This window comes from Hydrogenophaga laconesensis (genome assembly GCF_031457235.1).
In the GTDB taxonomy this organism is placed as follows: Bacteria; Pseudomonadota; Gammaproteobacteria; order Burkholderiales; family Burkholderiaceae_C; genus Hydrogenophaga; species Hydrogenophaga laconesensis.
On sequence record NZ_JAVDWE010000005.1, the window covers coordinates 1 to 25,979 of the forward strand.

At 67.7% G+C, this 25,979-nt stretch carries 28 protein-coding genes; 7 read left to right on the forward strand and 21 right to left on the reverse strand.

The genetic code is table 11. The features are described from left to right. The 5 genes from J2X09_RS10200 to J2X09_RS10220 form a co-directional block, all read left to right on the forward strand. Nucleotides 1–225 (forward strand): hypothetical protein (locus J2X09_RS10200; RefSeq protein ID WP_310308161.1); only part of this gene is annotated, 225 nt, incomplete at its 5' end. Then, nucleotides 222–1,211, forward strand: a complete 990-nt coding sequence (locus tag J2X09_RS10205) for a tripartite tricarboxylate transporter substrate binding protein (RefSeq protein WP_204733319.1) — start codon at nt 222–224, stop codon at nt 1,209–1,211. The genes J2X09_RS10200 and J2X09_RS10205, both read left to right, overlap by 4 nt. 82 nt (nt 1,212–1,293) lie before the next feature. Continuing rightward, nucleotides 1,294–2,043: a sulfite exporter TauE/SafE family protein gene (locus J2X09_RS10210; RefSeq protein ID WP_374726495.1), complete on the forward strand. Its 750-nt coding sequence runs from the start codon at nt 1,294–1,296 to the stop codon at nt 2,041–2,043. Nucleotides 2,044–2,050: 7 nt separating this feature from the next. Next, nucleotides 2,051–2,800, forward strand: coding sequence for an AAA family ATPase (locus tag J2X09_RS10215; protein ID WP_204733320.1), 750 nt, complete (start codon nt 2,051–2,053; stop codon nt 2,798–2,800). Between the two features lie 109 nt (nt 2,801–2,909). Beyond that, nucleotides 2,910–3,449 carry a hypothetical protein gene (locus J2X09_RS10220; protein ID WP_204733321.1) on the forward strand — a complete coding sequence of 180 codons (540 nt, stop codon included), beginning with the start codon at nt 2,910–2,912 and terminating at the stop codon, nt 3,447–3,449. Nucleotides 3,450–3,457: 8 nt separating this feature from the next. On the opposite strand, the gene J2X09_RS10225 is transcribed toward J2X09_RS10220, so the two are convergent. After that, complete coding sequence (locus tag J2X09_RS10225; protein ID WP_204733322.1) at nt 3,458–4,675, reverse strand: MFS transporter; 1,218 nt, start codon at nt 4,673–4,675, stop codon at nt 3,458–3,460. Between the two features lie 96 nt (nt 4,676–4,771). Between J2X09_RS10225 and J2X09_RS10230 the strand changes: the two genes are divergently transcribed. Then, a complete protein-coding gene (locus J2X09_RS10230) occupies nt 4,772–5,740 on the forward strand; it encodes a LysR family transcriptional regulator (protein ID WP_204733323.1) in 969 nt (322 codons plus the stop codon). On the opposite strand, the gene fliR is transcribed toward J2X09_RS10230, so the two are convergent. The 13 genes from fliR to fliF all read right to left on the reverse strand — a co-directional run bounded on the left by fliR (nt 5,727) and on the right by fliF (nt 17,448). After that, nucleotides 5,727–6,494 carry a flagellar biosynthetic protein FliR gene (gene fliR / locus J2X09_RS10235; RefSeq protein WP_204733324.1) on the reverse strand — a complete coding sequence of 256 codons (768 nt, stop codon included), beginning with the start codon at nt 6,492–6,494 and terminating at the stop codon, nt 5,727–5,729. The genes J2X09_RS10230 and fliR overlap by 14 nt on opposite strands. 143 nt (nt 6,495–6,637) lie before the next feature. Further along, nucleotides 6,638–6,907, reverse strand: a complete 270-nt coding sequence (gene fliQ, locus J2X09_RS10240; RefSeq protein WP_204733325.1) for a flagellar biosynthesis protein FliQ — start codon at nt 6,905–6,907, stop codon at nt 6,638–6,640. 114 nt (nt 6,908–7,021) lie between these two features. Further along, a complete protein-coding gene (gene fliP, locus J2X09_RS10245; protein WP_204733326.1) occupies nt 7,022–7,789 on the reverse strand; it encodes a flagellar type III secretion system pore protein FliP in 768 nt (255 codons plus the stop codon). After that, nucleotides 7,776–8,135: a FliO/MopB family protein gene (locus J2X09_RS10250; RefSeq protein ID WP_310308166.1), complete on the reverse strand. Its 360-nt coding sequence runs from the start codon at nt 8,133–8,135 to the stop codon at nt 7,776–7,778. The genes fliP and J2X09_RS10250 overlap by 14 nt, the downstream gene beginning before the upstream one ends. A 117-nt stretch (nt 8,136–8,252) precedes the next feature. After that, nucleotides 8,253–8,672, reverse strand: a complete 420-nt coding sequence (gene fliN / locus J2X09_RS10255) for a flagellar motor switch protein FliN (RefSeq protein WP_204733327.1) — start codon at nt 8,670–8,672, stop codon at nt 8,253–8,255. Next, entirely contained in the window at nt 8,662–9,666 is a 1,005-nt protein-coding gene (fliM, locus tag J2X09_RS10260; RefSeq protein WP_204733328.1) for a flagellar motor switch protein FliM, read from the reverse strand. Before fliM ends, fliN begins: the two co-directional genes overlap by 11 nt. 15 nt (nt 9,667–9,681) lie before the next feature. Next, nucleotides 9,682–10,260: a flagellar basal body-associated FliL family protein gene (locus J2X09_RS10265; protein WP_204733329.1), complete on the reverse strand. Its 579-nt coding sequence runs from the start codon at nt 10,258–10,260 to the stop codon at nt 9,682–9,684. Nucleotides 10,261–10,502: 242 nt separating this feature from the next. Further along, nucleotides 10,503–11,783 carry a flagellar hook-length control protein FliK gene (locus J2X09_RS10270; protein WP_204733330.1) on the reverse strand — a complete coding sequence of 427 codons (1,281 nt, stop codon included), beginning with the start codon at nt 11,781–11,783 and terminating at the stop codon, nt 10,503–10,505. A gap of 13 nt (nt 11,784–11,796) precedes the next feature. Beyond that, on the reverse strand, nt 11,797–12,261 hold the full coding sequence (gene fliJ, locus J2X09_RS10275; RefSeq protein WP_204733331.1) for a flagellar export protein FliJ: 465 nt from the start codon (nt 12,259–12,261) through the stop codon (nt 11,797–11,799). A gap of 125 nt (nt 12,262–12,386) precedes the next feature. Beyond that, complete coding sequence (gene fliI, locus J2X09_RS10280; RefSeq protein ID WP_204733332.1) at nt 12,387–13,862, reverse strand: flagellar protein export ATPase FliI; 1,476 nt, start codon at nt 13,860–13,862, stop codon at nt 12,387–12,389. Next, nucleotides 13,855–14,559, reverse strand: coding sequence for a FliH/SctL family protein (locus tag J2X09_RS10285; protein ID WP_204733333.1), 705 nt, complete (start codon nt 14,557–14,559; stop codon nt 13,855–13,857). Before J2X09_RS10285 ends, fliI begins: the two co-directional genes overlap by 8 nt. Before the next feature lie 160 nt (nt 14,560–14,719). Beyond that, nucleotides 14,720–15,718, reverse strand: coding sequence for a flagellar motor switch protein FliG (gene fliG / locus J2X09_RS10290; RefSeq protein WP_204733334.1), 999 nt, complete (start codon nt 15,716–15,718; stop codon nt 14,720–14,722). A 32-nt stretch (nt 15,719–15,750) separates the two neighbouring features. Next, nucleotides 15,751–17,448, reverse strand: a complete 1,698-nt coding sequence (gene fliF / locus J2X09_RS10295) for a flagellar basal-body MS-ring/collar protein FliF (RefSeq protein ID WP_204733335.1) — start codon at nt 17,446–17,448, stop codon at nt 15,751–15,753. A 183-nt stretch (nt 17,449–17,631) separates the two neighbouring features. Here fliF and fliE point away from each other — a divergent pair, with 183 nt between their 5' ends. After that, nucleotides 17,632–17,946 (forward strand): flagellar hook-basal body complex protein FliE, encoded by a 315-nt coding sequence (fliE, locus tag J2X09_RS10300; RefSeq protein WP_204733336.1) that lies wholly within the window; start codon nt 17,632–17,634, stop codon nt 17,944–17,946. Between the two features lie 132 nt (nt 17,947–18,078). Here fliE and J2X09_RS10305 read toward each other — a convergent pair whose 3' ends face one another. The 7 genes from J2X09_RS10305 to fliD form a co-directional block, all read right to left on the reverse strand. Then, nucleotides 18,079–18,381 carry a flagellar protein FliT gene (locus J2X09_RS10305; RefSeq protein WP_204733337.1) on the reverse strand — a complete coding sequence of 101 codons (303 nt, stop codon included), beginning with the start codon at nt 18,379–18,381 and terminating at the stop codon, nt 18,079–18,081. A gap of 1 nt (nt 18,382) precedes the next feature. Beyond that, nucleotides 18,383–18,793 (reverse strand): flagellar export chaperone FliS, encoded by a 411-nt coding sequence (gene fliS / locus J2X09_RS10310; RefSeq protein WP_204733338.1) that lies wholly within the window; start codon nt 18,791–18,793, stop codon nt 18,383–18,385. Nucleotides 18,794–19,082: 289 nt separating this feature from the next. Beyond that, nucleotides 19,083–20,279, reverse strand: coding sequence for a flagellin (locus J2X09_RS10315; RefSeq protein WP_204733339.1), 1,197 nt, complete (start codon nt 20,277–20,279; stop codon nt 19,083–19,085). 112 nt (nt 20,280–20,391) lie between these two features. Further along, nucleotides 20,392–21,549, reverse strand: a complete 1,158-nt coding sequence (locus J2X09_RS10320; protein ID WP_204733340.1) for a flagellin — start codon at nt 21,547–21,549, stop codon at nt 20,392–20,394. Nucleotides 21,550–21,768: 219 nt separating this feature from the next. Next, a complete protein-coding gene (locus J2X09_RS10325; protein ID WP_204733341.1) occupies nt 21,769–22,938 on the reverse strand; it encodes a flagellin in 1,170 nt (389 codons plus the stop codon). A 233-nt stretch (nt 22,939–23,171) separates the two neighbouring features. Further along, nucleotides 23,172–24,317, reverse strand: coding sequence for a flagellin (locus J2X09_RS10330; protein WP_204733342.1), 1,146 nt, complete (start codon nt 24,315–24,317; stop codon nt 23,172–23,174). 239 nt (nt 24,318–24,556) lie between these two features. Further along, nucleotides 24,557–25,966: a flagellar filament capping protein FliD gene (gene fliD / locus J2X09_RS10335; RefSeq protein ID WP_204733343.1), complete on the reverse strand. Its 1,410-nt coding sequence runs from the start codon at nt 25,964–25,966 to the stop codon at nt 24,557–24,559. Nucleotides 25,967–25,979: the final 13 nt, after the last annotated feature.

Here is a 25,979-nt window from a genome sequence, read left to right on the forward strand (position 1 = left end):
AACCCGGCGCACATCGTGGTCATGTACGCCGAAACATCGGACATCGAGAACGTGATCGTGGCCGGCCGGTTCGCCAAGCGCGACGGCAGGCTCACGTTCGACGAGAAGAAGCTGGCGAAGCTGAGCGAGGAACTCATGGCATCGCGCATGCGCATGTTCGAAGAGGGCAATTACCAATCCCGGCCCGTCGAGCGCGGGCCCCAACCGGAGAAGTTCTTCCTATGAAACGCAACACCTTCACCACCGCGCTGCTGGCGCTGGCATCGCTGGGCGTGCTGGGGTCATCCGCCCAGGCGCAGACCGCCGCGCCCGCCTGGCCCACCAAGCCGGTGCGCATCATCCACGGCTTCACCTCCGGTGGGCCGGTGGACAATCTCGCGCGCCTGATCGCCGCGCAGTTCGGCGAGCGCTTCGGCCAGCAGGCCGTGGTGGAGGGCAAGCCCGGAGCGGGCGGCACCATCGGCGCGAACTACGTGGCCAAGGCCGAGCCCGATGGCTACACGCTGTTCCTCATGGCCTCGGGCCATTCCGCTGCGCCAGGCTTGTACAAGTCGCTGCCGTTCGACCCGGTCAACGACTTCACCATGATCTCGATGGTGGCGCGCAGCCCGTTCGCGATCATCGCCAACCCCAATGCCCCGTTCAAGACGGTGCAGGAACTGGTGCAGCAGGCCAGGGCGGCGCCCGGCAAGATCGACTACGGCACCGGCGGGCAAGGCAGCGGCATGCACCTGGCGGGCGTGCTGTTCCAGTCGCGCGCGGAGGTGAAGCTCACCCACGTGCCCTACAAGGGCGGGAGTGCGCCGGCGCTGGCGGTGATCGCCGGTGAGGTGCCGCTGCTGTTCACCTCGCTGGCCGGCATGGCCGCGCACATCGAGAACGGCAAGGTGCGGCCGCTGGCGGTGACATCGAAGAACCGCTTCGCGTTGTTCCCGAACATTCCCAGCGTCGCCGAGACCGTGCTGCCCGATTTCGATGTGAGCGCCTGGTACGCCCTGGCCGGGCCGAAAGGCCTGCCTGCACCCATCGTCGCGCAGCTCAACGAGATGGTGCAGGCCACGCTCTCGAAGCCCAGCATCCTCGAGACGCTGCGGTTGCAGGCCGCTGACCCGTGGGCCACCTCGGCGCGCGATGCACAGACCTTCCTCGGCGTCGACGTGGCCCGCTGGACCAAGGTGATCCGGGACGAAAAGATCGAAGTGCAGAACTGAGGCGGCGGCCCGGCGCGGGCCCGTGGCAAGATCGGCAGCGGCCCACCCGGTGGTGGGCCGCTTCTTTTTTGGAGACACGCGTGTGCTGACACCGGAAATCGCCCTGCTGGCGCTGGGCGCCGCCGTCGCGGGCTTTGTGCAGGGGCTCTCGGGCTTTGCCTTCGGCATGGTCGCCATGTCGTTCTGGGTCTGGGGCATCGAACCGCGCGTGGCCGCCGTGATGGCGGTGTTCGGCTCGCTCACCGGCCAGGTCGTTGCCGTGGTGAGCAGCCGGCGGCCGTTCCGGATGCAGGCGCTCGCGCCGTTTCTCGCGGGTGGCGTGCTCGGCATACCGCTCGGCATCGCGGTGCTGCCGCACCTCAACCCGGACCTCTTCCGCCTCGTGCTCGGTACCGTGCTCGTGATCTGGTGTCCGTTGATGCTGCTGTCCTCACGCCTGCCCCGGGTGACGCGCGGCGGGCGCCTGGCCGATGGCGTGGCCGGCCTGGCGGGTGGCTTCATGGGCGGCATCGGTGGGTTCACCGGCGTGGTGCCCACGTTGTGGTGCACGCTGCGCGGCATGGCGAAGGACGAGCAGCGCGCCATCATCCAGAACTTCAACCTCGCCGCGCTGGCGTTCACCATGCTGGGCTATCTGGTGTCGGGTGCGGTCACGCGCGACATGTGGCCCCTGCTGCCGATCGTGGCCGTGGCGCTGCTCGTGCCGGTGCTGCTGGGCTCACGGCTGTACGTGGGCTTGAGCGAAGCGGCCTTTCGGCAGGTGGTGCTGACGCTGCTCAGCCTCTCGGGCCTGGCCATGCTAGTGGCCGCCGTGCCACGCCTGCTGGGCTGAGCGGGCCATGATCTCCTCCCAGTTCGTCCAGCGTGTGAGCCTGCGGCGCGACACGGTCGACAGCTTCGATCGGTATCCCTTCCACCTGCCGGCGGTGCGCTCGCTCGATCAGCTGGATCTGCACCCGCGCGTCACCTTCTTCATCGGCGAGAACGGCTCGGGCAAGTCCACCCTGCTTGAGGCGATGGCCGTCGCGCTGGGTTTCAACGCGGAAGGTGGCAGCCGGAACTTCCGGTTCAGCACACGCCGATCCCACTCCGTGCTCCACGAGCACCTGCGCATCGCACGGGGCTTCCGGCGGCCCCGCACCGGTTTCTTCCTGCGTGCCGAGAGCTTCTTCAACGTGGCCACCGAGATCGAGCAGCTCGATGCCGAGCCCGGGCCCGGCGCGCCGATCCTGCCATCGTACGGCGGGCGGTCGCTGCACGAACAGTCGCATGGGGAGTCCTTCCTCGCACTGCTCAACGAGCGTTTCGGAGGGCAGGGCCTGTACATCCTGGATGAACCGGAGGCCGCGCTCTCGCCCCAGCGGCAGCTCGCCGTGCTCGCGCGCATCCACGACCTGGTGCGGGAAGGCTCGCAGTTCATCATCGCCACCCACTCGCCCCTGCTCATGGCCTACCCCGATGCACGCATCTACCAGTGCGGTGCCGACGGCGTGGCGCCGGTGGCCTACGACGACACGGCACATGTGCGTGTGACGCGCGACTTTCTCGCCAATCCGGCGCGCATGCTGAAGGGCCTGCTGTCGCCCTGAAGCGACCGGCTGGCGGTGCGCGGCGCGCTTCAGACATGTCCTACACGTGGCGCGGTGCCGTGGCGCGAGCATCTTGCCCTGGCGTTCTTGCACAAATCAGGGAACGGACATGTGGCGTGATCTGTTGATGTACGGGGTGCTGCCCTTGTGGGTGCTGGGCGGCCTGGTGGAAGGCTGGTGCCATCGCCGCACGCATATCAACGCGCCCGCGAGCCGCCGGGAAACGGCGTACCACCTCACCCTGCTGGCCCAGATGGGCCTTGGCGGCCTCGCCGCGCTCTGGCTGGAAATCAATCTCGCCATGCTGGTCTTGCTGCTGGCGCTGTTCCTGCTGCACGAGGCCACCCACTGGCTGGAGATCGGCCGGCCCCGCGGCACGCGCGAGTTGCAGGCTGCCGAGCGCATGGCATACAGCTTCCTGGAGCTGCTGCCCTTGTTCACCGTGCTGTGCCTGATCGCGCTGCATGGCTCCCAGGCTGGTGGCTGGCTTGATCCGCGTGAATGGCAACTGCGCTGGAAGGACGAACCCCTGCCGCCCGGCTATGTGCTCACGCTGTGCACTGTGATCGCGCTCTTCCACATCGTGCCGCGGCTGGAAGACACAGTGCGCCACTGGCGTGCCGGCTCGCCGGGTGCATCGCTGCGCTGAGGCGCCGCTCAGGCCGGGCGCCAGCGGCGCACCAGCAGCGCCGCGAGGGCGGTGCCGGTGGCCAGGGCACTCACGGCCAGCCATCCCCATTGGGCCAGCAGCACGCTGCCCAGTGCGGCGCCCAGGGCCATGCCGCTGAACATCGAGACGAACAGCACCGCGTTGAGCCGGCCGCGCGCACCGGGGTCGATGCCGTAGATCAGCGTCTGGTGCGCGATGAGCGAGGCCTGGAAGCCCAGATCGAAGCCCACCACGCCCACCACCAGCCAGGCCATCTGCAGTTCGCGTGGCAGCCAGGGCGTGAGGGCCATGGACGCGAACGAGATCGCTGCGATCACGGCGCCCAGCTGTGTGATCGCGTGGGCACCGTGGCGGTCGGCCAGCCGCCCGATGATCGGGGCGGCCAGGGCAGCGGCCGCGCCCGCCAGACCGAAGGCGCCGGCCACCGCCGAGCCCAGGTGGAACGGCGCGCCATGCAGCCAGACCGCCAGCGTGGACCACACGGCGCTGAAGCCCACGCCCAGCAACGCCTGCGCCAGCGCGGCGCGGCGCAGGGCCGGGTGGTTGCGCCACAGCTGCAGCAGCGAACCCAGCAGCGCGCCGTAGGGCAGCTGGGTGGTGGGCGCGAAGCGCGGCAGGAAACGCCACAGCGCGACGCCGAGCGCCGCCGTGGCCAAGGCGACGCCAAAGAAGGTGGCGCGCCAGCCCACGTGCTCGGCCGCGAACCCGCTCACCACGCGCGAGAGCAGGATGCCCAGCAACAGGCCGGTCATCACCGTGCCGACCACCCGGCCGCGCTGGGCCTCGGGCGCGAGCGTGGCGGCGGCGGGCACGATGTCCTGCGCGAAACTGGCCGCCAGGCCCATGGCCAGGCTGGCCACCAGCAGCGGGGCCACCGACGGTGAGAACGCCGCCGCCGCCAGGCTGGCGACGAGCAGCGCCACCTTGATGAGGATGAGCGTGCGCCGGTCGTGGCGGTCGCCCAGAGGCGCGGTGAAGAAGATGCCGAGCGCGTAACCGAGCTGGGTGAGCGTGGGCATCAGTCCCAGTGTCTGGGTGCTGGCGCCGGTGTCCGTGGCCAGCACGCCCAGCATGGGCTGGCTGTAGTAGATCGAGGCCGCCCCCAGGCCCGCGCCGGTGGCGAGCACGAGCACGGTGCGTTGGGACAGCCCGGCCGCTGGCGGAGCGGCGTCGTTTGAGATATTCGGAACGCGGATAAGTGACATGGTGGATGCCTGGATGGACAGCTAGGAGGAGAGTCTGTCACCGGGAGGCACGCGTCGGTAGTGGCTTGGCGAGCACTTCAGATATACGATTGATGCATGAATTCGCGCAGAAACCGCCCCCATGCCCTGTCCGTGCCGACCGAAGCCACGGGCGACCGGCTGGAGCTGATGCAGACCTTCGTGCGCATCGTCGAGGCCGGCAGCCTCTCGGGTGCGGCGTTGCAGCTCAATACCACCCAGCCCACCGTGAGCCGGCGCCTGCAGGCGCTGGAGCGGCTGCTGGGCCTGCGCCTGCTGCAGCGCTCCACCCGGGCCATGCGCCTCACGGAAGACGGCGAACGCTGCTTCGAACGCGCCAAGGCCCTGCTGGAGAACTGGGCCTCGTTCGAGGCCGACCTGCGCGGCGTGGGTGAGGAGCCGCAGGGCAGCCTGCGCGTGCTGGCGCCGCACGCGTTCGGCCAGGAGCAGTTCGTGGGACCGCTCGCGGACTTTCTGCAAAGCCATCCCCAGGTGAACGTGGAATGGTTGTTGCGCGACGACGCGCACGACCTCATCGGCGAGGGGGTGGACTGTGCGCTGCAGGTGGGCGAGGTGCGCGATCCGGCCGTGGTGGCGATCAAGCTGGGGGACGTGCTGCGCATCGTGGTGGCCTCGCCCTCCGTGCTGGGCGGCGGTCCGGTGCCGGTGCACGCCAGCGAGCTCGAAGCCCTGCCGTGGCTGGCGCTGCGCACCTACTACCGCAACGAGGTCTCGCTCACGCACGCCGCCAGTGGTGAGACACACCGTTTCGCCATCCGGCCCCGCCTCAGCACGGACAGCCTCTATGTCACGCGCAACGCGGCCCTCACCGGGCTGGGGGTGGGCATTGTGTCGGCCTGGATGGTGGCGGACGACCTGGCCGCCGGACGGCTGGTGCGGCTGGCGCCCGAATGGCAGGCGTCTGCGTTGCCGCTGTACCTGATCTACCCGTACGCGCGCTTCTACCCCGCGCGGTTGCGGCGATTCGTGGCCGCGATGCGCGAAGCCGCACCTCGGGTGCTGGAGGGCGCGGTCAGCCGCCGATGAACATCTGCGTGGCCAGCCGCATGAGCGCGGCCACGGGCGCGTCCAGCATCGGCAGCGTGAAGGCGATGCCCACCAGGCCAGCCGACAGCGTGAGGGGGAAGCCGATGGCGAAGGCGTTCATCTGCGGTGCGATGCGCGAGACGAAACCCAGCACGATGTTGATGAAGATCAGCATGCCGATCATGGGCAGGGCGATCCACAGGCCATAGCGGAACACCACCGCACCCAGTTCGTGCAGCTGCATGCGGTTGATGGACTCGAAGGCGCTGCCCCCGATGGGGAAGGTGTTGAAGCTGGCGATCACGGCCTGCAGCAGCATGAGGTGGCCCCCCATCACCACGAACAGCAGCATGGTGGTGTTGCCGAAGAAGCGGCCCACCGTGCTCGATTGCGAGTTGGTCGAAGGATCGAAGAAACCGGCGAAGTTCAGGCCCATCTGCAGGCCGATGAGTTCGCCCGCGAGCTCGACCGAGGCGAACACGATGCGCACCGCCAGCCCGATGGCCACGCCCACGATCACCTGCTGCATCACCACGGCGAAGGCGGCGGGGTCGGTGAGGGCGATCACCGGCTGGTCGGGCAGGCCGGCCTGGGCGCACAGCGCCACCAGCATCGCCAGCGCCACGCGGGTGCGCATCGGCACCGAACGCGAGGAGAAGATGGGCGCGGAGGAAAACACCGCGAGGATGCGCAGGAACGGCCAGAACACCGGCGAGACCAGCGCCATGATCTGCGCTTCGGTGAAGGTGGGCATGGACGCGTTTCCTCAGCGCGCAGCGCAAGACCCAGAGGCAACAAGGGTCCGGCTCTGCCGGCCCGAGATGCCGTCCCCCCTCGCAGCGCCAAAGGCGCGCCACAGAGGGGGGAAGCCGCACAGCGGCGCAGGGGGGTGGTCCCTCATACAGCGAAGTTGGGGATCGACGTGATGGTGTTGCGGATGAACTCCACCATCGTCGTCATCATCCACGGGCCCGCGATGGCGAACACCGCGATGGCCGCGATCAGCTTGGGCACGAAGGCCAGCGTGGCTTCGTGGATCTGCGTGATGGCCTGGAACAGGCTGACCAGCAGGCCCACGCCGAGCACGACGGCCAGCACCGGCGCGGCGACCATGAGCAGCATGAAGAGCGCGTTCTGCGCCATCGTGAGAGCGGCTTGGGGATCCATCAGTCAATCAACCTAGTCGAAAAGAAAACGGGCCAGCCGCCGGGCCGCTCCCAAGGCAGGCCCAGCCCCCTCGGGGGGCAGCGACCCGCGCAGCGGTGGAGCGTGGGGGCTTTCTCATGTGGCGAACGATGCGGCCAGCGAACCCAGCAGCAGGTTCCAGCCATCGGCCAGCACGAACAGCATCAGCTTGAACGGCAGCGCCACCAGCACGGGCGACAGCATCATCATGCCCAGCGACATCAGCACGCTGGCGACGACCATGTCGATCACCAGGAAGGGAATGAAGATCATGAAACCGATCTGGAACGCCGTCTTGAGCTCGCTGGTCACAAAGGCCGGCACGAGCACGCGGAACGGCGCGTTCTCGGCGGTCACGTTCGCTTCCAGCTTGGCCAGGCGGGCGAAGAGTTCGAAGTCGGACTGGCGGGTCTGCTTGAGCATGAATGCGCGCATCGGGGCCTGGCCGCGTTCGAGCGCCTGGTCGAAGGTGATGGCGTTGCGCGAATAGGGTTCGTAGGCGTCGGCGTACACGCGGTCCAGCGTGGGGCCCATCACGAACAGCGTGAGGAACAGCGAGAGGCCGACGATCACCTGGTTGGGTGGCGCCGACTGCGTGCCCAGGGCCTGGCGCAGCAGCGAGAGCACGATCACGATGCGGGTGAAACCCGTCATCAGCAGCAGCACCGCGGGCAGGAACGACAGCGCGGTGAAGAACAGCAGGGTCTGGATCGGCACCGAGTAGCTGTTGCCACCCGCGCCCTGGCCGACCATCAGCGGCAGGCTGGGGCCGGCGGCGGGCGCACCTTGCGCCCAGGCGCCGGTGGCGAAGAGCGCGAGGGCCGCGAGCAGCAGACCGGTGCGCAGGAAATCAACGCGGCGCATGGGGGCCTTTTTGGGTCAGTTGCGCCAGGCGCGCGGCAAAGCCGGAGGCGGGCGTCACGATGGGGGTGGCGGGATCGACGAGTTCGGGCGGCAGCGCCATCTGGTGCAGCGCGTTCACACTGCCTTGCGAGACACCGAGCACCAGGCACACGGCGTCATCGCCCTGGCCGACCTGGACGGTCACCACGCGCTGCTGCGGACCCAGTGACAGGCTGGAGAGCACCTGCATGGGTGGGCCGCTGTGGCCCACCGCGCCAGGCAGGCGGCGACGCGCCCACTTCAGGGCGAAGGCCATGCCCACCATTAAGGCGAGCAGAAGCAGCGCGGGCATCGCGTTTTGCAGCATGTCAAAGGTCGTTGAGTGAGAGGGCGTCAGTCCATGGATGCCGAGAAACCGGCTTCGCCGGGCCTCTGGCATCGCCCCCCTTCCAGGGGGAGACGCCGAAGGCGGCGCAGGGGGTGTTCATGTCCTGCTCACGCGGCGCATGCGTTCGGAGGGGGTGACGATGTCGGTGAGGCGGATGCCGAACTTGTCGTTCACCACCACCACCTCGCCCTGGGCGATCAGGTAGCCGTTGATGAGCACGTCCATCGGCTCGCCGGCCAGCGCGTCGAGCTCGACGATGGAGCCCTGCGCGAGCTGCAGGATGTACTTGATCGGCACGCGGGTGCGGCCCAGCTCCACCGAGAGCTGGACGGGAATGTCCAGCACCATCTGGATGTCCTGCATCGGGTTCGCTCCCGATGCCGCCGGAGCGGTGCTGGCCTCGAACTCGGGCGCGCTGTCCGCGACCGTTTCGGTGGAGGCCTGTTCTTCCAGGGCCTGGGCCCATTCGTCGGCAACAGCAGCGTCGTTCATGGTGTTGGTGGTCTCAGTTGACATAGGAATCTCCCAACCAGTGCAAATCGGTGCCGCGCAGGTTGCGTTCCACGCGCAGCGCATACTTGCCCTTGTGGGTGCCGTACTGGCATTCGAAGACGGGAACGCCGTCCACATGGGCCTTGATCGAAGGGTTGCGATCGAGCTCGATGAAGTCGCCGATCTGCATCGCCAGCAGCTGTTCCACGGTGGCCTCGGTCTGGGCCAGCTCGGCGACCATGGTCACCTCGGCGGCCTGGATCTCGTGGCTCAGCAGCTTGACCCAGCGGCGGTCGACCTCGATGGCGTCGCCCTGGACGGCGGAATACAGCACGTCGCGGATCGGCTCCAGCGTGGCGTAGGGCATGCAGATGTGCAGCGAACCCGAGATGTCGCCAATCTCCAGCGTGAAGCTGGTGGAGACGACGATCTCGCTGGGCGTGGCGATGGTGGCGAACTGGGGCTGCATCTCCGAACGCTGGTAGGCCAGCTCGATCGGGTACACGCCGCGCCAGGCCTTCTTGTATTCCTCGCTGACCACGTCGACCAGGCGGTTGATCACGCGCTGTTCGGTGGCCGAGAAGTCGCGACCCTCGATGCGGGTGTGGAACTTGCCATTGCCGCCGTACAGGCTGTCGATCACGCCGAACAGCAGCGTGGGCTCGCACACCACCAGACCGTTGCCGCGCAGCGGGCGGATGGCCATGATGTTGAAGTTGGTGGGCACCACCAGCTCGCGCAGGAAGGCGCTGTACTTCTGCACCTGCACCGCACCGACCGAGATCTCGGGGCTGCGGCGGATGAAGTTGAACAGGCCCAGGCGCAGGTTGCGAGAGAAGCGCTCGTTCACGATCTCCATGGTGGGCATGCGCCCACGCACGATGCGTTCCTGGCTGGAGAGGTTGTAGTCGCGCACACCCCCGGTCTGCACCTCTTCCTTGGCGAGCTTCTGGCTCTCGCCTGTGACGCCTTCCAGGAGGGCGTCGATCTCTTCCTGGGACAGAAATGAGTCGGCCATGGTGGTTCGTCCCGTTTACTGAACGATGAAGCTGGAGAACAGGACGGCCTGCACCGGGTTGGGCGCGCCCTTCGCCTTCTTCTTGCGCGGCGCGTCCTGGCCCTCGGCGTCGGATTCAGGCACGGCGTAGCCCATCTCGCGAGAGATCGTGGCGATGATGTCGGCGGCCAGCTTTTCCTTGCCCTTGATGCCCAGCATCTCGTCGGCGGTGCGCTGCGAGATCAGCATCAGCACATTGCTGCGAATGCTCGGCAGGAAGGCCTTGACGGCGGTCTCGGTGGCGGCGTCCTGCAGTTGCAGCGTCAGGCCGACCTGGACGAAACGGTTGCCACCGGGATCGGCCAGGTTGATGACCATGTTCTCCAGCGGCAGGAAGGTGGGCGGTGTCTTGGGTTTGCTGTGTTCGACAGCGGGGGCATGGTCGTCATCCCCGTAGTCGTCTTCGGCGGTGTTCTTCTTCAGGATGAACAGGGCGGCGCCCGCACCAGCGATCGCGAGCACGACCACGCCGAGCAGGATGAACAGCAGTTTCTTGCTCTTCTTCCTGGGCGCTTCGGGGGCGGCGGCGGTGGCAGTGGCGGCGGCAGCGGACATGGTCTTCCTTCAACGGTTTCACACGGGGCAAACCGTGTGGTGTTGAAAGAATTATTGGCCTCGCCCCCCCTGGGTGTTCCCGAGATAAGCGCCGGAAAAGGGGGCTATTCACCGCTTCGCTCGGGCGGTGTGAGGCATCGCACACCACCCACCGGGGCACCCACGGAACCGGCCTTGCCGGGCCGCAAGGTGCGCCCCCTGAAGGGAATGACGCCGCAGGCGGCGCGGGGGGTGATGCCGGTTCAGGCGAAGACGTCCAGGGGGCGGTTGCCGTCGGTGCGGGGCTGCCGAACCGCTGGCGCGGCGGTTTCGGCCGCCGGTCCGCTGCGGCCGATGGATTCGATGTTGCGCACCGTGGGCCGCGCGCTCGAACCGTCGCTGTGTGCCTGTCCTTGCGAGCCCACGGACACGCTGCCGAGCTGGATGCCGCTGCGTTGCATCAGATCGGCCAGGGCGTCGCCCGCGCTCTCGCGCAGCGAGGCGCGGGCCTCCGCGTTGTCGGTCTGGAACGCCACCTGCACCTCCTGCCCCTTCACGGCGAGCTGGATGTCGATGGCATCGGCACCGCCTTCGCCCACGCGCAGGCTGGCGTGGCGCAGGTGCTGGGTGCCCCAGTGGCTCACGGTCGGGCCTTCGGCCTCGGCGCCGGCTTCGGCGTGGTGCCGGCCATCGCCCTGGCCCTGGTCGGCCGAGGTCTGCGACGACGAAGCGTCGCCACCGCTGCTGTCGCCGGCGGACGTGCCGGTGGCGGCGGTCAGGCCACCGTCCTGTGTGGGGCTGTTCGTGGCCGTGGCGCCGGGTCCGGAGAGACCGGCCGGTGCGAACTCGCGCGGGCCGGCGGGGGTGGCGCCCGGCTCGGCCACGGCGGTGAGGCCCAGGCGTTCGTTCAGTGCCACGGTGGCACGGGCTTGCGCGAACTGGGCGCTTTGCTGTTGCTGCAGGGCGTCTGTGCTGGAGACCGCACCGCGCTGCCAGACCATGGCGGGCGTGGTGGCGGTGCCGTCGGGCGCGCGCTGGAGCGCGGCCGTGGTGTTCGCCACCGTGCCGGTGTTGGGGTTGAGCGGGCTGAAGGCCGGGCGCGAGGCCACGGCGGCGCGGGCCTGCGCGGTGGTGCTGGGCGCGGCGGGTTCGTCCACGCGCGCCATGCCGGTGATGTCGAGCCCTTTCTCCCTGGCAGTGCCTTCGGCCACCACCGGGGTGGTGGGTGCCGGGGCTGCCGCGGTCGCTGTGCCCGATGCCGCCGAAGCGCTCTGCAACGACGGCGTGCTCCAGGCGAGCAGGGCGGCCAGCGGGTTCTGGGCGGTGCCGTCGATGGGCTCATCGTCCTGCGGGGCGTCGGTCGCCTCGCCTTCGGCGGACGGGCTGGCCAGCGCCGCGTGGGCGTCGCTCACCAGGCTCAGCAGGCTGGCGAACAGATCGGTGTCGGCCGGTTTCTCGTTGCGCGTGTTCTGGCCCTGCTGTGCGGCCTTGGACGAGGCTTCAACCGGCTTGGGGGCGTGGGTGCTGGCGTGCGTCGTGGTCATGTCGTGGGCGTCTTCAGTTGCGGGCCTGGGCCTGTGCCAGCGCGTGGCGCAGGTGGATGGACAGGGCCATCTCGTCGGTCTGTTTCTGTTCCTGGCGCTGCACCTTCTGCTGGATGGCCTGCTGCTTGCGCTCGGTGAAACGGCGCAGGCCCATCAGGTCGCGCTCGGTGACGAGCACCTGCTCCTGGGCGGTGTCGATCAGTCGCTGTCGGTCGGCCAGCACGCCGCGCTGGAACTCCACCGCGTGGTAGATCTTGTGCATGAACTCGCGGTGGTGCATGAGCATCGCGGTGTCCACGCCGGAGGCGCTGCGCGCCACCCAACGGGCCTCGGCTTCGAGCGCGTAGGCCTGCAACTGGTCCATCTGGTCCTGCGCGATCTTCTTCTCGCGCTGCATCTGGGCCACCACGCCCAGCGCCTCGTCCCGGCGCTTCTCGGCGAGTTCAACCACCTTGTGCAAAGTTTGTAGTTGCGTCATGTGAGTCGATTCAGCAGGAATGGTGGCTTGAAGAGATGCGATCCAGAAACACCGCGGAACCGGCTTTGCCGGGCCGCTGGTGTTGCCCCATTGAGGGGGTGGCGCGAAGCGCCGCAGGGGTGGGCCTAGCCTTCATATGGGTTGTGATGGGGTCGGGTGGTGCGCTGTTGTGCCGCACCGCTCTTGTCTTTTTCCTCCTGCAGGGCGGCCTGCATCTGCTGCAGGCTGTCGGGCAGGGTCGCGGCTTCGTGCATGTCCTGCATCAGGAAGCGCTGCAAGGCGGGGTAGAGCACGATCGCGCGGTCGGTCTCCGGGTCGCTGCCGGCCACGTAGGCGCCGAGCTGGATCAGGTCACGGCTCTTCTGGTAGCGCGAGTACAGGCCACGGAAGCGGCGCGCCAGTTCCAGGTGCACGGCGCCGGCCACGTTGTGCATCACGCGCGAGGCCGAGGCCTCGACGTCGATGGCCGGGAAATGGCCCGATTCGGCCAGGGCGCGCGAGAGCACGATGTGGCCGTCCAGGATGGCGCGTGCCGCGTCGGCGATCGGGTCCTGCTGGTCGTCGCCTTCGGAGAGCACGGTGTAGAAGGCGGTGATCGAGCCCTTGCCGTTGAGGCCGTTGCCGCTGCGCTCGACCAGCTGCGGCAGCTTGGCGAAGCACGATGGCGGGTAACCCTTGGTGGCGGGCGGCTCGCCGATGGCCAGCGCGATCTCGCGCTGCGCCATCGCATAGCGGGTGAGCGAGTCCATCAGCAGCAGCACATCCAGCCCGTCGTCGCGGAAGCGCTCGGCGATCGCCGTGGCGTAGGCGGCACCCTGCATGCGCACCAGCGGCGGCGCGTCGGCCGGGGCGGCCACCACCACCGAGCGCTTGCGGCCCTCGACGCCCAGGATGTCCTCGATGAACTCCTTGACCTCGCGGCCACGTTCGCCGATCAGGCCGACCACGATCACGTCGGCCTTGGTGTAGCGGGCCATCATGCCCAGCAGCACGCTCTTGCCCACGCCGGAGCCGGCGAAGAGGCCGATGCGCTGGCCACGGCCCACGGTGAGCAGGGCGTTGATCGCGCGCACGCCGGTGTCCAGCGGCTGGCGCACCGGGTCGCGCTCCATCGCGTTGAGCGGCGCGCGGTCCATCGGTTCGATGTCGACGTTCTCGATCGGCCCCATCTTGTCCAGCGGGTTGCCGTGCGAATCCACCACGCGGCCCAGCAGGCCGGCGCCGAGCGGCAGGCGCAGCGTGCCCCGGTCGTCCGGCGATGGCGGCTTGTTGGCATGGCCCACGCGCGGCACGGTGCGGTACGGTGCCAGCGGCGTGACGCTCGCACCGCTGGAGAGACCGTGCGTGTCACCGGCCGGCATCAGGTAGGCCTTGTCGTTGGAGAAGCCCACCACCTCGGCCAGCACCGGGTCCTTGTGGCCGTTGTCGATCAGGCATTGCGAGCCCACGGGCACTTTCAGGCCCACGGCCTCCAGCACCAGGCCCGCGAGGCGGGTGAGGGTGCCACGCACTTCCAGCGGCGTCTTGACCGCAGCGTTGGCGCGCACGTCTTCCATGAAGTGGCCCCAGCGGCTTTCCGTTCCAAAAGTGCTGTCAGACATCGGCGTTTTCCGGGTTCCAGGGGGTCTCCAGACCGAGGTTGCCCACGGCGCGCGACCAGCGTTTCTCGATGGTGGCGTCCACCGTCATGGTGGCCGACTCGATCAGGCAGCCGCCGGGGCTGACGGCCGGATCGGCCACGAACTCGGCGGGGTGGTTGCCCATGTTTTCCTGCAGGGCGCCTTTCATCATGGCGAGGTCGCCCGGGTTCATGCGCACCGTGGCCACCTGGCTGTCCTCGACCAGCTGGCCCAGGGCTTCGGCGATCACCGGGCGCAGGTGGGCAGGGTCGCTGCGCAGTTCCTGGCGCACCACCTGGCGGGCCAGGTCGCAGGCCAGTTCCAGGATGTGGCGCGAGATCTGGTCTTCGCTCTTTTTCAGGTGGTCGCGCGTGTTGTGCAGCAGCTGGGCCATGCGCACGGCGGTTTCCTCGGCGGTCTTGCGCAGCGTCGCTTCCATGGCGTCGCGCACTTCCTGGCTGCCGGCGTCGTGGCCGCGCGAGAAACCCTCGGCGTAAGCCTGCTGGCGCGCTTCCTGCAGCACCTCCGAGGTCACGCCCTCGCCGGGCGTGCCTTCGGTGTGCGGGGCACGGGGGGTGTCGTCGCTGCCGTCCACGGCCGAGAAGTGCCAGGCAGCGATGCCTTCGATTTCCTCGCGTGGAATGAAGCGGGAGTGGGGGTTGGGTTTGGAAGATGCCATGTTCAGACAGCCCATGAATTCGATGCGACCCGCAACGAGAGAGACAGCCCTTCCAGAGGCATCCAGGGTCCGGCTCCGCCGGCCCGAGATGCCGTCCCCACTCGAAGCGCCGAAGGCGCGCCACGGAGGGGGGAAGCCGCGCAGCGGCGCAGGGGGGTGTTCATACAAACGCTTCTTCTTCGCCGCCGCCCATGATCACGATCTGACCCTCGTCGGAGAGGCGGCGCACGACCTTGAGGATTTCCTTCTGCTGCGCCTCCACCTCCGACAGGCGCACGGGACCACGCGATTCCAGGTCCTCGCGCAACGCTTCGGCCGCGCGGCTGGACATGTTGCCCAGCACCAGATCGCGCAACTCGCTGCTGGCGCCCTTGAGCGCGATGACCAGCGAGTCGGTGGCCACTTCCTTGAGCACCATCTGCACCGACTTGCCGTCAAGCTTGAGCAGGTCCTCGAAGGTGAACATCTTGTCCATGATCTTCTGGGCGAGGTCGGAATCGAATTCGCGGATCGACTCGATCACCGAGGTTTCGATCTGGGTGCCCATCATGTTGATGATTTCGGCCGCGGTCTTCACGCCGCCCATGGAGGTCTTGCGGATCTTGTCGCCGCCGGCCAGCACCTTGTAGAGCACCTCGTTGAGGTCTTTCAGCGCGGTCGGCTGGATGCCTTCGAGGGTGGCGATGCGCAGCATCACCTCGTTGCGGGTGCGTTCGGTGAAGTTCTTGAGCACGCCGGCGGTCTGGTCGGATTCGAGGTGCACCAGGATGGCGGCCACGATCTGGGGATGTTCGTTGCGCAGCAGTTCGGCGATGGACAGCGGGTCCATCCACTTCAGGCTCTCGATGCCCGAGACGTCCCCGCCCTGCAGGATGCGGTCGATCAGCAGCGAAGCCTTGTCGTCGCCCAGCGCGCGCTTGAGCACGGCGCGCACATAGTTGTCGGTGTCGGACACCAGCAGGCTCTGCGAGGAGGCTTCGGTGGCGAACTTCTGCATCACCTGGTCTACGCGCTCGTGCGACACCGCGCGCGTCTTGGCGATGGTCTCGCCGAGCTTCTGCACCTCCTTCGGGCTGAGGTGCTTGAACACCTCGGCCGCTTCCTCTTCGCCCAGCGACATGAGAAAGATGGCGGCGTCCTGGATTCCCTGGTCTTCCATGGGGGGTCTCTCGGTGGTGTGCGTGGGGTGGGTCAGGCGGGTGCTTCGCCGTTCACCCAGCCTTTCACGATGTTGGCCACGGCGGCCGGGTTCTCGAGGGCCAGGCGCTTGGCGTCGGCCAGGCGCTGCGTTTCGGGGGTGACTTCGGCCGACGCGCCAGGCATCGGCAGGCCGGGGCGGTCGGGCGTTTCGTTGAGCACCGCGCTCAGCGGCTGGACCTGCGTGGCCTCCAGGCGCTGGGGCGGCGTCTTCATCAGCTTGAGGCCGGGGCGCACCATGCCCATGAGCACCACCAGGCCCAGGGCGACCATGCCCAGCGGCCAGGCCAGGCTGCGCAGCAGCTCCTGATTGTCGGACTGCTGCCACCAGGGCAGGGCGTCGGCTTCGATCGGCTTCTCGACGTTGAAGGCGGCGTTGACCACGTTCACCGAGTCGCCGCGGTCGCTGCTGAAACCGATGGTCTCGCGCACCAGGGCGGTCATCTGTTCCAGTTGCTGCGGGGGAATCGGCGTGGTGGTTTCCTTGCCGGCCTTGTCCACCGTGGTGCGGTGGTTGAGCACCACTGCGGCGCTCAGGCGCTTGATCTGGCCGGTGGACTCGCGCACCACCTTGACCGTCTTGTCGACTTCGTAGTTCACCACCGATTCGCGGCGCGAGCTGCCGGCCTGGGTGGTGCCCTGGCCGCTGTTCACGCCCACGGGGGCGGCGGCGCCGTTGATGGGCGAGGTGCCGGTGGCCGGCGGCTGGTTGCTCACCGCACCGGGAACGCCCGACGGCTGGGCACGCGGGCCGCTGCCGTCTTCCACCATCTGCTGGCTGCGCACGGCGGCCGGCGCGTCCGGGCCCTGGTTCGGGCGGTGCTGTTCGCTGGTGGATTCGACCTGCGAGAAATCCACCTCGGCACTCACCTGCGCCTTCACGTTGTTGCGGCCCACCAGCGGCTCGAGCATGTCCATGATGCGGCGGGTGTAGAGCTGTTCGAGCTGTTGCACGTACTGCAGCTTCTGCGTGTCCACGCCCTGGGACTGGCCATCGGGCGGGCTGGAGAGCAGGGTGCCGGCGTCGTCGACGATGCTCACCGCCTTGGGGTTCATCTCGGGCACGCTGGAGGCCACCAGGTGCACGATGCCAGCCACCTGGGCGCGGTCCAGTGTGCGGCCGGGGTGCAGGCTGAGCAGCACCGAGGCGCTGGGCTTCTGCTGCTCGCGGAAGAAACCGTTCTGGTTGGGCAGGGCCAGGTGCACGCGGGCGCTCTGCACCGAGGACAGCGACTGGATCGAGCGGGTGAGCTCGCCTTCGAGGCCGCGCTGGAAGGTCAGGCGTTCCTGGAACTGGGTCATGCCGAAGCGGTTGGCTTCCATGATCTCGAAGCCGGTGACCGAACCCTTGGGCAGGCCTTGCGAGGCCAGGCGCAGGCGCGTGTCGTGCACCTTGTCGGCCGGCACCATGATGGCCTGGCCGCCTTCGGCGTGCTTGTAGGGCACGTTCATCTGGGAGAGCTGGGCCACGATGGCGCCACCGTCCTTGTCGCCCAGGTTGGCATAGAGCACGCGCCATTCCGGCTGGCGGCCCATGAAGAAGAAGGCCAGGGCGATCGCCAGCAGCGCCAGGGCGCCCAGACCGAGCTTGATCTTCTGCCCCTGGTCCATGCGCGCGAAGCCATCACCGAACGCACTGCGGTTTTTTGCGGTCGGTGTGATATCCAGTTCGGCAACGGCGGTGGTGCTCATGGGATTCGGGACTCGGTAAGTGATCGACGCCAGGGGGGGATACACCCTGTTGCAGTCGATTATTCGGTCCCGGCCCCCTCGCCATAGCCATGAAAAGGCGGGGGTTTGTGCCTTTATTCCCGTCCCTTGGGCTCGGGGCGCCCTCTAGCATCAGGGCGTCATATCTCGTCGAAGGAGTCCGCCATGGACATGCGCATTTCCCCTCTCAGCAGCCAGGGCCTCAACGGCATCGGCCAGTCCGCCCTCAAGCGCCCGGGCGCCGTGGGTGGCGCCGAATCGGGCTTCGCGGCCAACTTCAAGTCGGCGCTGAAGGAAGTCAGCGCGTCGCAGGAAGCCGCTTCCAAACTGCAGACCCAGGTTCAGCTGGGCGACCCCAAGGTCAGCCTGGAAGAGACCATGCTGGCGATGCAGAAGGCCCAGGTTGGCTTCCAGGCCACGCTGCATGTGCGCAACCGGATGGTCCAGGCCTATTCCGACATCATGAACATGAGCGTCTAGCACGGGTTCCACCCCGTTGCTTGCTCACTGCGTGTGGCCGCATCCCCCTTCCAGGGGCGATACCTGCGGCCCGGCAAAGCCGGTTCCGCGGTATCTCTGGTTTTCAATCTTCTCGCTCCGTGACCCGGTCACTCAGTGCATCGGGGCGGGGCTGCTCTTGTCGAACATCTGCGCCAGGTCGTTCAGCCAGGGTTCGGCCAGGTTGCGGATCTCGGCGTCGATGCGCAGGATGCGCTGCATGATCTTCGTCTTTTCCTTGCGCTGATCGGCATCGAGCTGTTCGGTGTTCGACTTGTGGCGCAGCTGGGCGATCAGCACGGCGCAGGCGCCTTCCAGACGCACCACCTGGTCCCAGTTCTCGGTCTGTGCGGCTTCCAGCATCTGCTGGCTGGTTTTCTCGATGGCTTTGTAGTAGTCCAAAAGGTGGTGCTCCATGTCAGGCTCCCTGGAGGGCGCCGGCGCGGATCTGTTTCCAGGAGTCCGCCAGCGGCTCGATGAGGTTCAGGACCTCGTGGATGGGGGCCACTTCGTTGCGCAGATTGGCCAGGGTGAGGCGCTGCACGCTGTATTCGTACAGCCCCTTGAGGTTGGCGGCGAGTTCCCCGCCCTCTTGCAGATTCAGGCCGGCCTTGAGGCCTTCCTCCATGATCCGGATCGCCTTGCCGATGGCCGCGCCCTTGCTGGCCACGTCGCGGCGCTCCATCGCGCCACGGGCCAGGTTCAGGCTCTGGATCAACGCGTCGAACAGCAGGCTGACCAGCTGGTGCGGGTCGGCGGTCTGCACGCCGGTATCGACGGCCACACGTTTGTAGGTGGAAGCTGCGCGGGTGTTGACGGAGGTGAACATGGCTTGGGTTCCTGAGGTCTGATACCTCTCTGTATCGGCACTCAGCGGGCGGACTGTAGGCATGAGCGGCTCCATTTGGCGGGTGAAGTTCATGCTTTACATCCTTTAGTGAACATTTTTCCGGGCGCTGGCCCTTTGGGGCCTGATGCATGGATGTTTCGGTTCGGTGACCCGAATCTTGAGCCCTGGCGCCCGGATTGAAGGGCCGAAAAGCGGGCCAAAAGGAAAAGGGCGGTGGCACGGCAGTTGCCATGCCACCGCCCGTGAGGCGATGTGGCGCGAAACGCGATCAGCGCAGCAGCGAAAGCACGCCCTGCTGGGCCTGGTTGGCCTGGGCGACCATGGCGGTGCCGGCCTGCTGCAGGATCTGTGCGCGCGAGAGGTTCGACGTTTCCTTGGCGAAGTCGGCGTCGACGATGCGGCCACGGGCGGCGGAGATGTTCTCGCCGGTGATCTGGATGTTGGCCACGGCGTTCTCGAAGCGGCTCTGCAGGGCTCCCAGGTCGGCGCGAGCCGAGTTGATGGTGGTGATGGCTTTGTCGGCGATCGTGATCGCCTGGCCTGAGCCGATCACGGTGCTGACGTCCAGGTCTTCCAGCCGGTGGACCCAGGAAGCTGCGGGGCCACCAGTCAAGCCAAAGGTGCTGACACCTGCGGCGCTGCTGGTCCCCCCGTTGATGTTGAAGCCCGCTGCAGCGCCGCTGCCGTCCACCCATTCTGTGACGGAGTCGAGCGACATCTGGGCGGTACCCGCGACCGCGCGCGCGACCAGCCCGGTGTCGGCGGTGGCGGCGTTGAAGGCTGCCTCCATCTTTTTCGTGACTTGCGCTGCCGTGTCCCCCAGCGCAACTTCCACATCCCCCACCGGGATGATGTTTCCCCTCGGGCCGGTCACCGATATGCCGGTGATGGTGCCCGCCGAGGTGGCCGTTCCTGCGGCCCAGGCCATTCCCGTCGTGGTGAGGAAGGTGGCGCTCCCGACGCTCTCGGCGCGCACGTCGGCCGTGCCCTGAACAGAGATCGACTCGCCGGCGTTGGCGCCGACCTGGAAGGTGGCGTTGGCGAAGGTGCCGTCGAGCAGCTTGGTGCCGTTGAAGGAAGTGGTCTTGGCGACGCGGTCGATTTCCTGGCGCAGCTGGGTCACTTCGGCCTGCAGGGCGGTGCGGTCGCTGCTGTTGTTGGAGGCGTTGGCCGACTGCACGGCCAGTTCGCGCATGCGTTGCAGCATGTCGCCGACCTTGCCCAGCGCGCCCTCGGCGGTCTGGGCGAGGGAGATGCCGTCGTTGGCGTTGCGTGCGGCGACGCTGAGGCCGCGCACCTGGGCGTTCATGCGCTCGGAGATGGCGAGGCCGGCGGCGTCGTCCTTGGCGCTGTTGACGCGCAGGCCGGAGGACAGGCGCTGCATGGAGGTGGCCAGCGAGCTGGAGGTGGTGCCCAGGTTGCGCTGGGCGGTCATGGACATGACGTTGGTGTTGATGGTGGTCATGAAGGACTCCAATGCACCGGCGCAAGCGCCGCTTCAAGCGGGTAAGAAAAAGGGCGGTGCACGGCCTTGGCCGCGCAACCGCCCCATCGTGCAGGCGATGCCTGCAGCGTGATCAGCGCAGGAGCGAAAGCACGCCTTGCTGAGCCTGGTTGGCCTGGGCGACCATGGCGGTGCCGGCCTGCTGCAGGATCTGTGCGCGCGAGAGGTTCGACGTTTCCTTGGCGAAGTCGGCGTCGACGATGCGGCCACGTGCGGCGGCGACGTTCTCACCGGTGATCTGGATGTTGGCCACGGCGTTCTCGAAGCGGCTCTGCAGGGCACCGAGGTCGGCGCGCGAGCTGTTGATCGAGTTGATCGCGGCGTCGATCACCTGCAGCGAGAGCTGGGCGTCGCCGAAGCTGTTCACATTGATGTTGCCCAGGGTGGCGCGGTCGGCGGCAGCCAGCGGGGCGGCGTCGGCGGGCACGGCAGCGCCGGTGACGTCGTCGGCCCAACCGCCGGTGAAGGCGCCGTCATCGAAGTCGGTTGCGCTGAACAGCTGGTAGCCGGTGTCGGTCATGCGGGCGAAGATGCCGGTGTCGGACGAGCGGGCGTTCACCGCGTCCACGACCTGCTGCGAGCGCTGCGCGCCGGTGGTGGCCGCGGCGATCGGGCCCAGTTCCACACCGCTGATCACGAGGTCGCCAGCGTCCAGGGCCGCCATCGCGCCGTCGGCACCGTGGGTGACGTTGGAAACGAAGAGATCGGTATCGCCCAGCTGGCCCAGCGTGGCGGAGCTGGCCGACACGATGGAGTCGATGGCGATGCCTTCACCGGCGTTGGCGCCGACCTGGAAGGTGGCGTTGGCGAAGGTGCCGTCGAGCAGCTTGGTGCCGTTGAAGGAGGTGGTCTTGGCGACGCGGTCGATTTCCTGGCGCAGCTGGGTCACTTCGGCCTGCAGGGCGGTGCGGTCGCTGCTGTTGTTGGAGGCGTTGGCCGACTGCACGGCCAGTTCGCGCATGCGCTGGAGCATGTCGCCGACCTTGCCCAGGGCGCCTTCAGCGGTCTGGGCGAGGGAGATGCCGTCGTTGGCGTTGCGTGCGGCGACGCTGAGGCCACGCACCTGGGCGTTCATGCGCTCGGAGATGGCGAGGCCTGCGGCGTCGTCCTTGGCGCTGTTGACGCGCAGGCCGGAAGACAGGCGCTGCATGGAGGTGGCCAGCGAGCTGGAGGTGGTGCCCAGGTTGCGCTGGGCGGTCATGGACATGACGTTGGTGTTGATGGTGGTCATGGCTAACTCCTGTGAGGTGGTTGGGCTGTCTGCCCGGATCACCCGGGCCACGAACCCATGGAGAAGTTCGTTGCTCTTGTTTTCGGTGCTGTCGCGAGAATCTTTAGTCTTCAATCGCCATCGCGCGCAGGGTCCGTGATCCCACGCCGCCCATGAAAAAAGGGCGGTGACACGGCTTGCGCCATGCCACCGCCCTGTGAGGCGATGCGCGGGGTGCGATCAGCGCAAGAGCGAGAGCACGCCTTGCTGAGCCTGGTTGGCCTGGGCGACCATGGCGGTGCCGGCCTGCTGCAGGATCTGGGCGCGCGAGAGGTTCGAGGTTTCCTTGGCGAAGTCGGCGTCGACGATGCGGCCACGGGCGGCAGCGACGTTCTCGCCGGTGATCTGGATGTTGGCCACGGCGTTCTCGAAGCGGCTCTGCAGGGCACCGAGGTCGGCGCGCGAACTGTTGATGGCGTCGATGGCCTTGTCGATCACTTGCAGCGAGAGCTGGGCGTCGCCGAAGCTGTTCACGTTGATGTCGGCCAGCGTGGCCAGCGTGGCGGGCGGTGCGGTGTCACCAGGGTCGCCGGTGGTGGCGGCGGTGAAGGCGGCACCGAAGTCACCTGCGGCCAGGTCGCGGCTGGAGAAGATCTCGTAGCCACCTGCAGCCAGTTCGCGGGCGAACACGCCGGTGTCGGCCGAGCGTGCGTTGATCGCGTCCACCACTTGCGTCGTGCGTTGCGCGGCCGAGGTCGATGCGGCGATGGCGCCCAGGGCCACGGCGTTGCCGTTGGCGTCGTTGATGGTCCAGCCTGCCGTGCCAGCGGGGATCGCCGCGTTGGCTGCGGTGGTGGGGGCTGCCACGGTGGCCACGAAGTGTTCGGTGGCGGTCAGCTGGCCCAGGGAAGACGAGTTGGCGGAGACGATGGAGTCGATGGCGATGCCTTCACCGGCGTTGGCGCCGACCTGGAAGGTGGCGTTGGCGAAGGTGCCGTCGAGCAGCTTGGTGCCGTTGAAGGAGGTGGTCTTGGCGACGCGGTCGATTTCCTGGCGCAGTTGGGTCACTTCGGCCTGCAGGGCGGTGCGGTCGCTGGTGTTGTTGGAGGCGTTGGCCGACTGCACGGCCAGTTCGCGCATGCGCTGGAGCATGTCGCCGACCTTGCCCAGGGCGCCTTCAGCGGTCTGAGCGAGGGAGATGCCGTCGTTGGCGTTGCGTGCGGCGACGCTGAGGCCGCGCACCTGGGCGTTCATGCGCTCGGAGATGGCGAGGCCGGCGGCGTCGTCCTTGGCGCTGTTGACGCGCAGGCCGGAGGACAGGCGCTGCATGGAGGTGGCCAGCGAGCTGGAGGTGGTGCCCAGGTTGCGCTGGGCGGTCATGGACATGACGTTGGTGTTGATGGTGGTCATAACTAACTCCTGTTGAAATGGTCGGGCTGACTGCCTGGAGGGCTCCAGGCCACGAACCCATGGAGAAGTTCGTTGTTTCTAATTTCGGAGGGGTTTGAAGAATCTTTAGCGCCGCATGGCGACCGTGTGTCGTGTCAAGTCCCGTCTGTCGGCACCAGACAACCGCCCATGAAAAAAGCGGTGGCACGGCTTGCGCCATGCCACCGCCCTGTGAGGCGATGCGCGGGGTGCGATCAGCGCAGGAGCGAGAGCACGCCTTGCTGAGCCTGGTTGGCCTGGGCGACCATGGCGGTGCCGGCCTGTTGCAGGATCTGTGCGCGCGAGAGGTTCGACGTTTCCTTGGCGAAGTCGGCGTCGACGATGCGGCCACGTGCGGCGGCGACGTTCTCACCGGTGATCTGGATGTTGGCCACGGCGTTCTCGAAGCGGCTCTGCAGGGCACCCAGGTCGGCGCGCGAGCTGTTGATCGAGTCGATCGCGGCGTCGATCACCTTCAGGGCCTTCTGGGCATCACCGAAGCTGTTGACGTTGATGTCTTCGAGCTGGCTGCTGGCGGCTGCGCCCACGGCCACGGTGCCGGTGGCGGCGGCGGTGAAGCCACCGAAATCGGCCACGGCGATGGCGTCTTCCGAGAACACTTCGAAGCCGGTGACAGCGCCAGCGGTGTAGGTGGCACGGGCGAAGACGCCGGTGTCCGACGAGCGGGCATTGATCGCGTCGATCACTTGCGTGGTGCGCTGGGCGGCGCTGGTGGCCGCGGCGATCGGGCCGAGGTCCACGCCCTTGACCGACAGCGTGCCGGCGTCGATGGCGGCGTTGGCGCCGGCCGTCGTGGTGATCGTGCCGACCGAGGTGATCAGCGAGGTGTCGCCCAGGGAGGCGGAGTCGGCGGAGACGATGGAGTCGATGGCGATGCCTTCACCGGCGTTGGCGCCGACCTGGAAGGTGGCGTTGGCGAAGGTGCCGTCGAGCAGCTTGGTGCCGTTGAAGGAGGTGGTCTTGGCGACGCGGTCGATTTCCGAGCGCAGCTGGGTCACTTCGGCCTGCAGGGCGGTGCGGTCGCTGCTGTTGTTGGAGGCGTTGGCCGACTGCACGGCGAGTTCGCGCATGCGCTGGAGCATGTCGCCGACCTTGCCCAGGGCGCCTTCAGCGGTCTGGGCGAGGGAGATGCCGTCGTTGGCATTGCGTGCGGCGACGCTGAGGCCGCGCACCTGGGCGTTCATGCGCTCGGAGATGGCGAGGCCGGCGGCGTCGTCCTTGGCGCTGTTGACGCGCAGGCCGGAGGACAGGCGCTGCATGGAGGTGGCCAGCGAGCTGGAGGTGGTGCCCAGGTTGCGCTGGGCGGTCATGGACATGACGTTGGTGTTGATGGTGGTCATAACTAACTCCTGTTGAGCGATCAAGTGGTTGATGGACTTGTCCGGTTGCCCGGGCCACGAACCCTCAGTGAAGTTCGTTGCAACCTATTTCGGTGCCTGCCCTGTTTTCTTGAGCATTTCCAGAGGCCGCGCGCGAGGCCGTGGCAAACCGCACAGAAAAAAGCCCCGGTCGCGGTGCGCCGGGGCTTGTCGTGGGGCGAAAAATCTGCGGGGGTCCGCAAAGCGGCGCAGGGGGGTGTTCAAGATGTCGTCTTGTTCCACTGCGCGATTTGTTGGCTGACGAAGGCGTTGAGCGAGTTGAGCTGGCCCACCATCGCGTCCATCGCGTTGTACTGCTTGAGGTAACGCGCTTCGGCGCGGGTGGCGCGCTCGTTCACCTTGTCCTGTTCCTTGGTGTTGCGGGTGGCCGCCGCGCGCAACGATTCGGTGCGCGAGGTCAGCGTGCCGCTGGCACCCGAGAAGCCTTCGGCGAAGGCCTTGAGCTTCTCGCCGAAGCCTTGTTCCGTGGGGCTGATGTGGTCGGCGTTGAAGAGGTTCTGCACCGCCTCGGGGTTGTCGAGCGCGGTGTTGAGCCGGGTGGTGTTGATGCTCATCTTGCCGCCCGCCTTGATCTCGATGCCGATGTCGGCCAGCGTGGTGAACTCGCCTCCTGGGGTGGACGAGCGCATCATGCCGCGCAGTGCGTTCTGCAGGCCGACCGCCGTGCTGTCGCCCTGCATCGAACCCGCCACCTTCGTGTCCGGGTTGTAGCCGGTGACGCTGGTGAGCATGTCGTTGAGCTGGTTGTACGCGTCGACGAAGGACTGGATGGTCTTGGTCATCGCCTCCTTGTCGAGCGTCACGGCGACCTCGACCGGTGCGGTGGTGACCTGCGAGAACTGCAGCGTGACGCCGGGGATGCCGTCGGCGAACGTGTTGCTGGTCGATTCGATGGCGATGCCGTTGAGCGTGGCCAGCGCGTTCGCGCCGTGCGTGATCTGCACGCCGGAGGCCACGCCACCCTGCACCGCCAGGCGCGAGAGGCCCGAGGCGGGATCGCCATCGGCGTCGGTGACCTGCATTTCGAAGCCCATGGCTTCGCCGGTTTCGCGGGAGCGCATCAGCAGGCGTTCGCCGGAGGCGTCGCGCAGCACGGTGGCGGTCACGCCGGCGTTGGCCGTGTTGATGCGGGCCGCGATCTGGGTGAGGGTGTCTTCGCCCTCGACGATGTCGATGTCCACCGCGGCGGCTTCGCCGGCGACGAACGAGCCCGAGCTCCAGTCGCCCAGCGTGATCCGCAGGCTGCCCGCGCCCATCGCCGTGTCCCGGGGGACCGCCAGCGAGGCCGTGGATTGGGCCCGGGCCAGCTGCTGCACCTCGATCGACATCGAGGTGGGTGCCGTGCCGGCGGCGACGGTGATGCCCACGGCGGTGGGGGTGGAAGAACTGCCCTTGACGGCCTGGAACGAGCTGGGGGTGGCGAGTTTGGTGCCGAGTTCACCGAACGCGGTCATCATCGAGCTCAGCGTGCCCATGACAGAAATCTTGCTCTGGATCTTGGTGGCCTGCGTCTGCAGCGGCTTGAGCGCGCCGCGCTCGAGCGCGACCAGCTGAGAGACGATGCTCTGGATGTCGACGCCGCTGCCCAGGCCGGTGGAGGTGATTGCCATGTCAGTTCACGTG